Consider the following 13,986-nt stretch of genomic DNA (forward strand, 5'->3'; position numbering starts at 1 on the left):
AATCCCGACGCCATACCAGTTTACAAAAGCCTGTTAGAAATCCAGCCAGAGAACTGGGAACTGTGGTCGAAACTAGGGAACGTACACGCCAAGTATAAACAGCAGGAGGAAGCGATCGCGGCCTATCAGCGGGTGATAGCATTAAATCCCGACGCCATACCAGTTTACAAAAGCCTGTTAGAAATCCAGCCAGAGAACTGGGAACTGTGGTCGAAACTAGGCAATGTTTTAGCCCAACAAAATCAGCAGGAAGAAGCGGTAGCAGCCTATGGGCATGTAAGGCGATTAAACCCGGAATTTATAATACAAGCAGAGCAAAAAATACAACAAATTCCACCTGAAGTTTGGGAAAATTGGTTCAACTTAAATAACCTGTCTCAAATTGAGAAATATAAAGCTCTAGCTTTAGGGGTTGAATATGTAGCGGGCACGGATGTTGAAGGCGATATAGCTGAATTTGGTACGATGTTTGGGAATACAGCTAAATTCTTGGCCTTTGCTTTGTCAAGAAATGATAGTAATTATAATATAACTCTCAAATTGTCTCAAATGAAACTACATCTTTTTGATAGTTTTCAAGGTTTACCCTATTCAGAAGCTCAGCCCGATCAAGACTCCCCTCATGTAAAGACAGGAGTTTGGGGACCAGGAACTTGTAAAGGCAGTAGCCAAGAGCAAGTATTAAAAATATGTAAGCAATATCTTCCCGAATCAAGAATTAGGATTTATGAAGGTTGGTTTAAGGATACTCTTTCTCAAATACCAACCCAAACAAAGTTTAGTATGATCCACATAGATAGCGATTTGTATCAGTCGGCTATCGAGGTATTAGATGCTTGTTTTGGGCGTAAGTTTGTACAAGAAGGAACTGTCATATTCTTTGATGATTGGAATTGTAACAGAGCCTCTCCAAAATTTGGTGAAAGGAGAGCTTGGCAGGAAATACAGGAAAAATATGCAGTCAAGTTTAGCAACTGGGGTATTTACAGTACGGGTGGTTACAGAATTATTGTTCATTGTTATCATATTCCTAATCATGCATAAGTTTGAATGAGCAATAATTCTCAAAAATAAACAGAGAAACTTTCTTCCAAAAATTTAGAGACTAAAAATGAAAGAAAAGATTACAGTTAAATATTTTCACGACGCAAACAAACTAAAGCAGGAAGGTAAATTAGAGGAGGCAATCGTCTTTTATTATCGTTGCATTGAGGAAAATCCCAATTTTTATTTTTCCTACCACAACTTGGGAGAAGTTTTAGCAAAAGTGGGGAGATATGAAGAGGCAATTACGGCTTACAATTGTGCTATCAACCTAAACCCTAACTCAGCTTGGACTCACCACAATCTGGGAGAAGTTTTGGTAGAAATAGGTCATGTGGAGGTAGCAATTGTGGAGTACCGCCGTGCTATTGCTTTACAGCCAAAAAATCATATTTTTTACAGTAAACTCGGGAAAATATTTTATCAATTAGCAATTGAGCTTGAATCGGGCAACTTGAGTCTCTACTTAGAACAATACAAGTTAGAAGAAATTTTATCTAAGTCAGTTGGCAATAAAAAGTATTATACAGAGCTTTATTATCTTAATGATGAATCATTTTTGCAGACAACGTCTACTTTATTCAACGAAGCTTTTTTAGAAAAAGTTTATCATACTTACCTGCAACGTGAGCCGGATTTTATGGGCAAAAAGCAGTATCTCCAGCATCTATGCAATGGTATGACTCGCCAGGAACTTGTTGCCGGATTTAGGCAGTCACCAGAATTTACATCTTTGTTAATTTTCTCTATCACCTCGTTTTTCTTGGGAGAAGCGATCGCCACCTACCGCCAGGCAATTGAACTTAACCCTGACTCTGGCAACTCTCGCGAGCGATTGGGGGAAGCATTGCTTCAGATGGGCAAGGTACTAGCACAGAGGGATAAAATAGATGAGGCTATTGAAAATTATCAGCAAGCGATCGCCATATCTCGCGGTCAGATATTGGCCGAAGCTCATTACAACCAGGGAAATTCCCTGTTACAGCAGCAAAAATTAGATGAAGCAGTTGCAAGTTATCAGCAGACGATAGCGATCCGAGGAGACTGGATGGAAGCGCACTTGGCTTTTGGCCATAGTCTTTTCAAAAAAGACAATCTCGAAGATGCAACCAAGAGCTTTCAGCAAGCGATCGCTATTCAGCCTGAAGTGGCACAAACACATATCTACCTCGGAAATACTCTGTTAAAGCAGGATAAACTAAACGCAGCTATTCAGAGCTTTCAACAAGCAATCTCTATTCATCCTGCTTCAGCAAGCCTGTACTCACAAATTGCTTATTTCTTTTTAGAAAAAGGTTATCTGAAAGAAGCAATTGATTACTATCAAAATGGAATAGCCATTGATGAAAATTTGGTAGAATTGCACTTGGGGCTCGGAACATCTTTTTTGCAGTATGGAGAAAAGAATAGAGGTATTGAAAGTTTTCAGCAGGCAATGGCTCTGGTTCCCAATTGGATACACATATATATAGCAATGGGGACTCAATTATTTATAAGTGGGGACATAGATCAAGCAAATCAAGCATGGCATGAAGGAATAGAAAAGCAACGTAAGTTAGCTGAAGAGCATCAACTAAGTAGCTTAGGCATACGATTTTTAGACCCTAATAGTTGGCTGCTAGCCCTTGGTCACATTTGTTGCCTAGATATATATTTGAAGATGGGAATTTTGGGATGGAGACCCAAGCAAAAAACCATGATGTTGGTGGATAAAAATACTAAAGTACCTAACCGAGCCTTGCTGAATTACTGGAAGCCTTACATCGACTTCATATCCGCTCCATCACAAATACCTATTTCTGCGTCTTTAGTAGACTACGTGACAGATTTTTATTGGGCGGCCACTTTACCTAGTGGAAAGACATTAATGAACTCTACTCAAACGGCTGCGATGGTTTATCAGCAGTGGGAAGCAGAGAAGCGCCCGCCCTTATTAAGTTTGTCAGATTCAGACGCAGAGGGGGGATGGGACTGCTTGCAAAAATTGGGAATGCCAAAAAATGCTTGGTTTATTTCCCTCCACGTTCGAGAATCTGGTTTCCACATAAATTGGAATAAAGTACATCCTGCTACCCGTGATGCAGATATTAATAGTTATTTGCTGGCAATTCAATCTATCACTGAACGCGGCGGTTGGGTAATCCGTATGGGCGACTCCACCATGAAGCCTCTGCCAAAGATGGATAAATTAATAGACTACGCTCATAGCGAATTTAAGAGTGATTGGATGGATATTTTTCTTTGTGCTTCCTGTAAGTTTTTGATAGGTACAAGTTCAGGTATGAGTTGGCTTCCTCCTATTTTTGGCATTCCTTGTGCTCTGACAAACTGGATACCAATCGGGCTACCCCCCAGCTTTCCGAAAAATATATTTATTCCTAAGCTTTATTATTTGGAGGAGGAAAAGCGGTATCTAACCTTTGTGGAAATATTCAGCTCTCCAATAATTTATGCTGAATTTAGGAAATATTATGATTCTAGGGGTTTAACAGTAGTGGACAATACAGCGGATGAAATCAATGATGTGGTTTTAGAAATGTTGAATTATCAGGAGGGAAAAATAAATTACAGCCGTGAAGATGACAGCCTTCAGGAGAAATTTCACACGTTGGCTACTACTTATGGCAGCTACAGAGGCAGCCGCATAGGACAGGCTTTCTTGAAAAAGTATGCTAACCTTTTCAATATATGCTAAAATAGCACTGTTAAGATTTCAATGTTTACCATAAAATTTACAAAAATAAAGAGTAGGAAATCATGGGAATTGGCAGTCCAACCTTGCATCTGTACGAATATTTACGCCGACATGAATACTTGAGCAACTTCAAGCGAGTTATTGAACTGGGGTCACAAGATATTGCCTCTGGACAAGAGGAAATTGCCTACTTACTTGATGCCTTGTTCGCATTCAAGGTTGATTCTGGTACTTTAATTACTGCGAAAACTCTCTATCAAAGTATGGGGTTTGAAGTTTATGAATGTATAGATGCAGATGGGATTCATAATGCTCTAGTTTTTGATCTAAATAAAAATATTCAAGAAGATCATGGATTTTCCGAACAATTTGATCTTGTCACCAATCATGGGACTACAGAACATTGTTTTAATCAGTTTCAGTGCTGGAACAATATTCATAATTTGTGTTCAGTGGGAGGGATAATGATTCATGTATTGCCTGCTCAAGGGTATGTAAATCATGGTTTCTATAATTACAATCCTTCTTTTTTCTATAATCTAGCAACCGCCAATAATTATAAGTTGATTGGTCTATATTTAAGTAGCTATAAGTCTAGCGATCTATCCGCATACAGCTTGCCCGGTTTAACTCCATATACAGAAAAACTTATGAAGTCTTTGTGCTGCGATGCTGGTCAACCTGAGATAGGATTGTACGCAGTTTTGCAAAAAATGACAGACCAAACCTTTTCTATGCCCTATGATGGTCAGTATTTAAAAGTAAGCCTTTTGCAAAAAAATCAGTATTTATCTCAGCAGCAAAGTGGATTGGTAATTGCCTGCGATTTTGTAAATGAATATACAAAAGTTGGTAATTTACTGGCTAGCCAGAACAATTTAGATGGTGCGATAGAATACTATTTAGAAGCCCTTAAAATTGACCCTAATAATGCTGAATCTAATTTCTACTTGGGAGTAGCTTTAGAAAAAAAAGGGCAGTTAGGCGAAGCAATTGAAAGCTACCAAAGAGCGGTCAACCTAAAGCATAATTATGCAGAAGCTCATTACAATCTTGGGAAGGCAGTTTTTGCTCAGCGTGAACAGGAGGGAGTTAACAAAAATATTGATTTATAAATCCCTAATTCTGTCCTTGGCAATCAAAAACTGTCCCAAGTATTGTCCTACAATAAAACATAATTAACAGGAGATTCCTAGTGAACGAACAAACACGAAGTAAAGAAGCCCAGTATCAGATTCAGTTCGATACGTTGCAGGAAAAGGGGTCAGTACAAATGGGCCCTTACGCCAGCCATAGCTGGCGATCTGATCCCAGACGCTTAACATTCCTGTTGGCAAGGTATAAATTCTGCTCCAAAATATTAGCAGGCAAATCCAGAGTTCTAGAAATCGGTTGCAGCGACGGATATGGGATGCGCCTACTGCTCCAAACTGTAGAGTTTGTTCAAGGTGTCGATTTTGACCCTTTATTTATCGAATGGGGAACCAAGCACGCACAAGCGGAAGGATTGAATTGCAAGTTTTCGGTAGTGGATATTACTGAGCAAGCCCCCAGCGGAAATTATGAAGCAGCTTATTCCCTAGACTTGATAGAGCACATTGAGCCTGAAAAAGAGTATCTCTACTGGCAGAATATTTGTAAGGTACTGGAACCTAACGGGGCATTCATCGTCGGTACTCCCAATATCACGGCTGCCCCCTATGCCTCCGAGTGGAGTCAGGAGGGTCACATTAACTTAAAGTCTGCTGAAACTCTGAAAGCTGCTATGCAAGAATATTTCCACAATGTATTCATTTTTTCTATGAATGATGAAGTTGTCCATACCGGCTTCTATCCAATGGCTCATTATCTAATAGCACTTGGGGTAGGTGTCCGTCGATGACGGTAAGTGAATTCTGGGATTTCAATACAGTAAATAAAGAGAATTAATTATGGGATATGGCATTCACGGATTGAGGATAACAGTAGAATTACACCAGCAGGGTTTATTTAACGGTCTAAAGACAGTTATAGAACTCGGTTCTCAGGATATTATGGAGCAGGAGTACACAGCAAATTTGCTCAAAGCAAATTTTAGCTGGCAGGCGACAGGCTATCCAATTAATCCTGAGATTTTGTATAGATGCCTGGGATTTCAAACCTATAAATGCATAGATGCAGATGGTCGCTACGGTGCTCTTGTTTTTGATCTTAACAAGAATATTTCTGAGGTCTATGGTTATAGAGAGCAATTTGATTGTGTTACAAACCACGGAACAACTGAACATTGTTTTAATCAGGTTAATGTTTTTGAAAATATTCACAATTTATGTGGAGTGGGGGGAGTGATGATTCATGGGGTTCCCTTTTATGGCTATTTAAATCACGGTTTTTATAACTACAACCCACTTTTTTTTGAAACTCTGGCAGTGGCAAATAATTACAGAATGATAGGTATGTACCTGAATGTTAATCAAAAAAATGGCGATCTCGTTCCCTACAGCTATGATTTAATGGAAGTTTTACAAAATACATCTTCTTTTTCATCTATGGCTATATTATTATTTGTTATTATGCGGAAACAGATAGAAAAGGAATTTAAAGTCCCATTTGATAGACACTATGCTAGTTCGAGCCTTTTGTAGGAGTTTTAAAGTTTTATTGAATATCTTTAACTCACTCAAGTTTCAATAGATTCAAACTTACACAAGTCAGAAAAAAATAGGAGAGGCTAAAATGGTCAACGTAATATTTCCTGAAACCACCGAAAATCAAAAACTTGCTCAAAGGCTCAACATTGACAACCTAGAATCAGTTTTACAATTTCCCAAGTTTTTTGAAATCGAAACAGTAAACGCCTGCAACGCCCGGTGTACTATGTGTACCATCAATGACTGGGAGAAAGTCAAAGATGTGATGATGAGCGATACCTTGTACGACAAATTTGTAGATGAAGTCGCCGAGTATGCCGAGTGGGTAGATACTGTCTGTCTCAATCGGGATGGGGAACCGACGTTGGACAAAAAATTGCCGCAGAGAGTCAAAATGCTGAAAGATGTAGGCATTAAAAAGGTAACATTTGCAACAAATGCACAACTCCTTATCCCTAAACTCGTGCATCAACTGATTGATGCTCGCCTAGACGACATTATGATTTCTATTGATGGGATTACGAAAAATACTTATGAAGCTATACGCCTCCGATTGAACTACGATGTTGTACTGGAGAACATTCTCAGCTTAATTCGCATCCGCAACGAAAGAAATTCACCCATGAGTATCCGAATTCGGATGGTGTTGATGGAATCAAACCAACACGAATTTGAGGAATGGTCGTCTTTCTGGAATTCAAAAATTTCTGAGCAAGATGACGTATACGCTAAACCAGCCCATACTTGGGGAAATCAGCTTGTTGGAGAAGCAGAAGACACGATAGCAAAGTACGCCGATAAACCCTGTATATTCCCTTTTTCTTCAATGGTAATCCAAGTTGATGGAAAAGTACCGATGTGCAATATAGATTACAATGTTAAGGAACTTATGGGTGATTTTTCAAATCATTCTATCAAGGAAATCTGGAACGGGGAAGAGTTCACCAAAGTACGGTCTTTCCACGCTAACAAGCAGCGGAATAAGATTCAGATGTGTCAGGGGTGCAGTATTTGGACACCAGAGGTGGTGGTTAAGTCGCCTGTTCACGCAACACCTTAGAAATTATCTACAATCCCCAAATTTATGAAATTTTTGCTCATCGGTGCTTCTGGATTTATTGGCAGACATACTTTGAGATATATAAAATCTCAGGGATATGAAGTTGTAGGGACGCAAACCAAATCTAATTATCCTGAACTGATTAAGTTTGACCTCTTAGAACATCGTATAGGTGATAAAATATCTCCGTCTTTTCTGAGTAATAATGACGCTCTCTTTGGCGTAATATTTTCAAGTAGGTGCCAGATAGACCGCTGTTTTATAGAGCGCGAAATGAGTTACAAAGTTAATGTGGAGAAGACCTGTCAACTGATTGGCGATCTGCAAGCTATGGGGATAAAACCTGTATATATTTCCAGCGATGCTGTTTATGAAGGAACGCATGGCTACTACAGTGAGGCACATCCACCAAATCCAGTTAATGAATATGGCAGACAAAAAGCTGAAGTAGAAAAATACATTCACCAAAGTATTCCCGAAAGTCTCATATTGCGGTTGAGCAAAATTGTTGGGGAAGATCCCTATGAAAATCACCTTTTTTCGGAGTGGTATAAACAGATTGAAAGCGAGCAACCTATAATTTGTATTGCTGAGCAAGTCTTTTCTCCTACATTTGTAAAAGATGTAGCAAAGGCTGTAGTCTTAAGCTGTGAAAAGAGAATTTCAGGCTTATATAATATGGCTAACCCAGTATTCTTCCCCAGAGAAGAACTAGCCAAACAGTTTGTATTAGCATTGGAAAAAAATGTAGCTGATGTGGCAATTGTTTGTAAGTCTCAAGAAGAATTAAAGTTGGCTGATAGACGGACTGAAAAAAGCTATTTGGACTCTACTAAGTTCTTGAGAGCGACAGGGATGCAATTTACTTCCATGCGTGAAGTATTTATGTCCTTCATCAGCAAGTTATAAAGTTCTTCATTGTTAAAATAGAGTAATAAAAGTATTTTTTGGAGCAACCGATTGACTAATTCTAAACGCTGCTTGGTAACAGGTGCCGCCGGCTTTATCGGCAGCCACCTGTGCGATCGCCTGCTTTCCCTCGGCCACACCGTCACAGGCCTCGACAGCCTGATTGTAGGTCGCCTCGCCAACCTAGAACAAGCAAAAACGCATAAAAATTTTACCTTCATCGAGCAAGACGCAGCCACCATCACCCCCGCTACCCTCGAAGGAATTGACTGGGTATTTCACCTAGCAGGGCTGGCCGACTTAGTTCCGTCGATCGAAAACCCCAGCCAATACTACCACTCCAACGTTCAAGGCACTTTTAGCCTGCTAGACGCTTGCCGCCACGCTCAAATCCAGCGCTTCGTCTACACCGCATCCTCCACCTGCTACGGCATCCCCGATCAATATCCCACACCCGAAACCTATCCCTGCGAGCCCGAACATCCCTACGGCTTGACTAAGTATTTAGGCGAGCAAATGGTGATGCACTGGGCCAAAGTTTACAAACTCCCCGCCCTTTCCCTGCGGCTGTTTAACGTCTACGGGCCCCGATCGCGCACTACAGGGGCCTACGGTGCCGTCTTCGGCGTGTTTTTAGCTCAAAAATTAGCAGGAAAACCCTTCACCCTCGTGGGAGACGGTACCCAAACCAGAGACTTCACCTTCGTCAGCGATGTCGTAGAAGCCTTTGTCACCGCAGCAGCATCGGATGTAACGGGTGAAATTATCAACATCGGCTCTGGCAACCCCCAAAGTGTCCTAACATTAGTGGAACTATTAGGCGGCCCCATCGTCCACATCCCAAAACGTCCCGGAGAACCAGACTGCACTTGGGGAGACATCACCAAAGCTAAAACTCTCTTGGGATGGGAGCCAAAAGTTCCTTTCCCCGAAGGAGTTGCCCAGATGTTGGCAAACATCAACCTGTGGCGAGAAGCACCAGTCTGGACGCCTGATTCTATTCAGGAAGCCACAAAAGCATGGTTTGACTATTTGGGAAAAACCTAAACTTATGGTTCAAAACACCGCCGATCGAGTTAATCTGCAAGTTGCAAAAGCATTTATTTATCAAGGAGCTCGCCTGTTACTGCAACTGCGAGACAACATACCTGAAATCATAGCCCCGAATCATTGGGGACTGTTCGGCGGTACTGTTGATGAAGGGGAAACTCCAGCCCAAGCTATGAAGCGAGAAATCGAAGAAGAACTTTGCTGGATACCGCCCGAACCCAAATACCTGCTGACATGGGAAGCACCCGATCGACCTTGCACCACCTATATTTTTGGTATTCCCTTGACAGTACCAACTAGCAAATTAACCTTAACAGAGGGGCAAGCCTTCCAACTATTTAGATTTGAGGAATTGACTCAAGTGCTGTTAGTGCCTAAAATCCCTCGGATGCTGCCCCAAGTTGTAGAGGCGATCGCCTCTGATGAACTAACCGCAGCTTGGCAGGAGTTCCGCACTAAAAATTTAACATGGGGCATGGCTCATTAACTAAAACCACTTCTCAAAAGTAGTTATGCAACACCCTTGTCGATCCCCCCTACCCCCCTTCCCAAGGGGGGAACAAGAGTTAAGTCAAAAGTCCCCCTTTTTAAGGGGGATTTAGGGGGATATCCACAGTGTTATATTCTTTTTTGAAATTGGGATACAAACCAAAACCGAAAAATTAAATGCAAACCTTTCCCTCACAACTTCCCTTTGCCACCGATTACTTCCGCCAACTTGGAAATTTAAGCGAAAGTTTTGAAGCGACTGACACAAAATCTCAGCATCTTTCCTTTTCCGAAGCAATTAGTCAAGCAGCAGCTTTAGTATCTCAACAAAGCCAACAGCAAAAAAAAGTAATTTTTATTGGCAATGGCGGCAGTGCAGCCGTAGCAAGTCACCAGGCGATCGACTACTGGCGAAATGGAGGCTTTCCGGCGATCGCCTTCAATGACGGTGCTCTCCTGACTTGCATCAGCAACGACTTCGGCTACGAACAAGTTTTCAGCAAACCCATTGCCACCTTTGCCCAAGCGGGAGATATCGTATTTGCGATTAGCAGTTCTGGACAATCAGGTAACATCTTAGCAGGGGCCCGTCAAGCAGCTAAAATGGGCTGCTATGTCATCACGCTTTCAGCTTTTAAGCCAGATAATCCCCTGCGTCAATTAGGAGACATTAACTTTTTTGTCCCGACAATGGCCTATGGATTTGCAGAAATTACTCATCTGTGCATTTGTCATTGTATTCTAGATGGATTGATGAAAGGCTCATTGCCAGAAACAGAAGTTAATAATCCGGTAATTGATGACAGCAAGCTATTTTCAGGCAGCCAACCAACTTAAACAGGAAGGGAAATTAGAGGAGGCGATCGCCTCTTACCGCCAAGCGATCGACCAAAACCCCAACTTTTATTTGTCTCACCACAACTTGGGGGAAGCGTTGGCTAAACTCGATCGCTGGCAGGAAGCAGTTACTTGTTACGATCGCGCTATTCAACTAAACCCTAATTCGGTTTGGTCTTATTACAATTTAGGAGAAGCCTTGGCAAAACTCTGTCGGTGGGATGATTCGATCGCCTCCTACCGCCGCGCCCTTGAGCTTTCCCCAGATTTTTATAAATTTTACAGCAGCTTAGGGGCAGCCCTATGCAAACTGGGCCGCAGCGAAGAAGCAGCAGCCTTGTACTGTCAAGCTGCGGACTCGTTGGTAAAACAGCAGCGGTGGGATGAAGCAGACAATTGTTACAGTCAGGCTATTAATCTCAATCCATCAGTTAAGGATGACTACCGCAATTTAGCAGAAATCCTGACAAAACAGCGGCAGTTGGAAGTTGCGATCGCCACAACCGACAAAGCCATTAACCTCGCACCAGAAAATGCTGAACTTTACTGCCAATTAGGTAAAATATTAACACAGCAAAACCGACGGAGAGAGGCAATTAACAGCTATAAAAAAGCGATAGCCCTCAACTTTGACTTAGAAGCAGCACATATCAACCTAGTCAACTTACTGATAGAACAAGCTGACATAGATGAGGCTCAGCAAAAAAAAAACAAACCCTCTTTAGAGCAAGAGGCACTTTTTAACCTCGGAAACTTACTGATACAGCAAGGTAAATTAGAAGCAGCAATTGAGATTTACCAAAGAGCGATCGCCATAAAACCCAATTGGACAGCAGCTTACCTCAAGCTAGTAGAAGCTCACATGAAAAAGAGCTGGAATTTTTACGATGTTGGCAAATTACACGAATCAATCAACTCTACCGAACGTGCGATCGACATATATAACTCCCAGCTTGAAAAGCATCCCTTGGGAAATTTAGGTATTCGCTTCATAACGCCGGAATATTTCACAAACTGGCCTTGGTTGGGAGCGATCGGACACCTAGCTCTCAATATAGATATTTATATTAAGATGGGTATTCTCGGCTGGCGACCTAAATACCACACAATTCTTTTAGCGCCTCCCGAACAAGTCATCAATCCCTGTTTGCTCAACTACTGGCGGCGCTATCTCCACATTATCACCGACGCTTCTCTGATTAAGCGCTTGCTGCCATTAGCAAAGACTATGCGGTGTTTGGAATATACTCTGTACCATATCAAACAGCCCAGCGGAGAGATGGTAGATCTAGGTTACGCCTTCTCAACAGTTCAAAAACAGTGGCAAACAGAGGGAAACCCGCCACTGCTGACGTTATCGCCATCAGATTATGAGAGAGGATGGAACTGTTTGCAAGACCTCGGAGTGCCTAAAAATGCCTGGTTTGTGTGTCTCCACGTTCGAGAAGATGGCTTCCGACGAGAAGGAACGATCAGTTACCGGAGTGCTGATATTAATACTTACTTATTAGCGATCGAATCGATTGTAGCGCGTGGTGGCTGGGTGATCCGCATGGGCGATCCAAGTATGAAACCCTTGCCATCTAGCTCGCAGGTAATTGATTACGCTCACACTACTGTAAAAAGCGATTGGATGGATGTTTTTCTGTGCGCTTCCTGCCGATTCTACCTTGGCACTAATTCTGGTTTAAACTGTATGCCCAGTCTGTTTGGAACCCCCTCTGTTCTAACAAATATGTGGCCGATTTCAGCACGTTCAGTACAAAGTCAGCAAGATATCTTTATTCCTAAGCTCGCTTGGTCTCAAGTTGAAGGACGCTATCTCACCTTTGAAGAAGCACTAGCTCCTCGCTTCTTTTTCAACGATAACAGCAAACTTCTTTACTCGTGGGGTATTAAAGTGGTGGATAATACGCCAGAGGAGATTAATGACTTGGTACTGGAAATGCTCGATCAACTAGAAGGAAAATGTCACTACACAGAAGAGGAAGAAGTTTTGCAGCAGCAGTTCAACTCTCTGCCAACACCTTATGGGCCGAGTGCTTTTAATAGTCGGATTGGACGCTCTTTTTTGCATAATTATCATTTTTCCCAACGGAAACCCATCGCTTAAAACAGTCATAGTTCGAGCAGAAGTCTGGCCTCATTGGTAATTGGTAATTCCTGAGTAGTTTTGAGTTTTAAGATTGGTTCGTGACTCTCACAGCGTAGGCGCATGAGTGAATTTTAAACTTTTTAACTCAAAACTCAAAACTCCAAACTTAAAACTTTCCTTAAGGTTTCGGTAGCGCGCCTTCAGGACTAGGAGAAGCAGCCGGTTCGGGAGTCGCCGCAGCAGCAGGAGAAGGCGAAGGAGTGCCACTAGCTAACTGATTTATTTGGTCTTTATAGTTAGGAGGAGCTAACTCAGTAGCTCGATCGAACAGCGTTTTTGCTTCATCTGTTTTGCCCTGTTCCTTCAGCACGATCGCCTTTCCTAAAGTCGGGCGAAAATCTTTGGGATTAGCCTTAGCAGATTCGTCATAAATCGCGATCGCCTCCTCGTAGCGCTTCTGCACAGCATAAACCTGCCCCAAAATCAACTGCACTGAAGTTACATCAACACTTTCCGGTTTCGCCAGATTTGCAGCCGGAGCCGCCTTCAGCGTATCTTGCAGCAGTCCGATCGCAGCTTCCGGCCGCTGCTGCACCAGCAGCAAATTCACCAACCCCTGCAAAGCCTTAATTTCCCCAGGCTTAGAGGCTAAAATTGACCTGTAAGCCTGAGCAGCCCCTTCGCGATCGCCCGTGCGTTCCTTAGCCTGAGCTAGCAAAATCCCGTATTCAGTAGTCTCAGGATTCAGCGCAGCCAACTTTTCCAAAGGAGCGATCGCATCCTTAATGTCACCCACTCCTTGCCCGATCAACTCCAGTCGCACCTGCAACAATCCCCGCAAAGCCGTTACATTGTCAGGTTCCCGCTGCAAAACCAATTCGTACCCCCTCGCCTGAGCTTGCAGCAACTCTGATTGCTTCTCCCCAGACTGCGCCGTCTGAGTAGGCGTTGGAGTTGACTGACTTTGCGCTTGGCTGGCCTGGAGAATACTGTTTAAAATTGGCACAAGGGAAAATCCCAAAAAAGCGATGAGCGACAGCACCACCACCACAGTAATCAACCCACGACGCTTGTTTGCTTTTTCCATAATTCAACTATCCCAGCTTAAAATCTACTATTTTCTAAGAATTAACGCATCGCCCGGGGGCATCTGCCATTTAGCTCGATCGGTGCAAAC

12 protein-coding genes are annotated in these 13,986 nt (G+C 42.4%); 11 read left to right on the forward strand and 1 reads right to left on the reverse strand.

The features are described 5' to 3' along the window. The 11 genes from QUA50_RS11945 to QUA50_RS11995 all read left to right on the forward strand — a co-directional run. Positions 1-1,044, forward strand: a 1,044-nt coding sequence (locus tag QUA50_RS11945) for a TylF/MycF/NovP-related O-methyltransferase (RefSeq protein WP_333264347.1), incomplete at its 5' end; no start/stop codon positions are given. A 67-nt stretch (positions 1,045-1,111) separates the two neighbouring features. Continuing rightward, positions 1,112-3,739, forward strand: coding sequence for a TIGR04372 family glycosyltransferase (locus QUA50_RS11950; protein WP_333264350.1), 2,628 nt, complete (start codon positions 1,112-1,114; stop codon positions 3,737-3,739). 62 nt (positions 3,740-3,801) lie between these two features. Further along, entirely contained in the window at positions 3,802-4,854 is a 1,053-nt protein-coding gene (locus QUA50_RS11955; protein WP_333264353.1) for a tetratricopeptide repeat protein, read from the forward strand. Positions 4,855-4,934: 80 nt separating this feature from the next. Next, the gene (locus tag QUA50_RS11960) at positions 4,935-5,621 is read left to right on the forward strand and encodes a class I SAM-dependent methyltransferase (RefSeq protein ID WP_333264356.1); all 687 of its coding nucleotides are present in this window, start codon (positions 4,935-4,937) and stop codon (positions 5,619-5,621) included. A 49-nt stretch (positions 5,622-5,670) separates the two neighbouring features. Next, positions 5,671-6,363, forward strand: coding sequence for a hypothetical protein (locus tag QUA50_RS11965; RefSeq protein WP_333264359.1), 693 nt, complete (start codon positions 5,671-5,673; stop codon positions 6,361-6,363). A 91-nt stretch (positions 6,364-6,454) separates the two neighbouring features. Next, entirely contained in the window at positions 6,455-7,429 is a 975-nt protein-coding gene (locus QUA50_RS11970) for a radical SAM protein (RefSeq protein WP_333264362.1), read from the forward strand. 24 nt (positions 7,430-7,453) lie between these two features. Beyond that, entirely contained in the window at positions 7,454-8,338 is an 885-nt protein-coding gene (locus QUA50_RS11975; protein WP_333264365.1) for a sugar nucleotide-binding protein, read from the forward strand. 51 nt (positions 8,339-8,389) lie between these two features. Further along, positions 8,390-9,385 (forward strand): SDR family oxidoreductase, encoded by a 996-nt coding sequence (locus tag QUA50_RS11980; RefSeq protein ID WP_333264368.1) that lies wholly within the window; start codon positions 8,390-8,392, stop codon positions 9,383-9,385. A 4-nt stretch (positions 9,386-9,389) separates the two neighbouring features. After that, positions 9,390-9,875: an NUDIX domain-containing protein gene (locus tag QUA50_RS11985; RefSeq protein ID WP_333264371.1), complete on the forward strand. Its 486-nt coding sequence runs from the start codon at positions 9,390-9,392 to the stop codon at positions 9,873-9,875. Between the two features lie 179 nt (positions 9,876-10,054). Then, complete coding sequence (locus tag QUA50_RS11990; protein WP_333264373.1) at positions 10,055-10,714, forward strand: SIS domain-containing protein; 660 nt, start codon at positions 10,055-10,057, stop codon at positions 10,712-10,714. Continuing rightward, entirely contained in the window at positions 10,677-12,827 is a 2,151-nt protein-coding gene (locus QUA50_RS11995; protein ID WP_333264376.1) for a TIGR04372 family glycosyltransferase, read from the forward strand. The genes QUA50_RS11990 and QUA50_RS11995 overlap by 38 nt, the downstream gene beginning before the upstream one ends. 160 nt (positions 12,828-12,987) lie before the next feature. Here the strand turns inward: QUA50_RS11995 and QUA50_RS12000 are convergent, their stop codons facing one another. Continuing rightward, a complete protein-coding gene (locus tag QUA50_RS12000; protein ID WP_333264379.1) occupies positions 12,988-13,896 on the reverse strand; it encodes a tetratricopeptide repeat protein in 909 nt (302 codons plus the stop codon). Between the last annotated feature and the right edge of the window lie 90 nt (positions 13,897-13,986).

The sequence above is a fragment of the Microcoleus sp. M2_D5 genome (assembly GCF_036701935.1).
Classification (GTDB): domain Bacteria; phylum Cyanobacteriota; class Cyanobacteriia; order Cyanobacteriales; family Microcoleaceae; genus Microcoleus.

Excerpts from the sequence above, each read along its gene's own strand:
- QUA50_RS11955 (WP_333264353.1), top strand. The coding sequence starts at position 3,802 with ATGGGAATTGGCAGTCCAACCTTGCATCTGTACGAATATTTACGCCGA.
- QUA50_RS11970 (WP_333264362.1), top strand. The coding sequence starts at position 6,455 with ATGGTCAACGTAATATTTCCTGAAACCACCGAAAATCAAAAACTTGCT.
- QUA50_RS11990 (WP_333264373.1), top strand. The coding sequence starts at position 10,055 with ATGCAAACCTTTCCCTCACAACTTCCCTTTGCCACCGATTACTTCCGC.
- QUA50_RS11950 (WP_333264350.1), top strand. The coding sequence starts at position 1,112 with ATGAAAGAAAAGATTACAGTTAAATATTTTCACGACGCAAACAAACTA.
- QUA50_RS11985 (WP_333264371.1), top strand. The coding sequence starts at position 9,390 with ATGGTTCAAAACACCGCCGATCGAGTTAATCTGCAAGTTGCAAAAGCA.
- QUA50_RS11975 (WP_333264365.1), top strand. The coding sequence starts at position 7,454 with ATGAAATTTTTGCTCATCGGTGCTTCTGGATTTATTGGCAGACATACT.
- QUA50_RS12000 (WP_333264379.1), bottom strand. The coding sequence starts at position 13,896 with ATGGAAAAAGCAAACAAGCGTCGTGGGTTGATTACTGTGGTGGTGGTG.
- QUA50_RS11965 (WP_333264359.1), top strand. The coding sequence starts at position 5,671 with ATGGGATATGGCATTCACGGATTGAGGATAACAGTAGAATTACACCAG.
- QUA50_RS11995 (WP_333264376.1), top strand. The coding sequence starts at position 10,677 with ATGACAGCAAGCTATTTTCAGGCAGCCAACCAACTTAAACAGGAAGGG.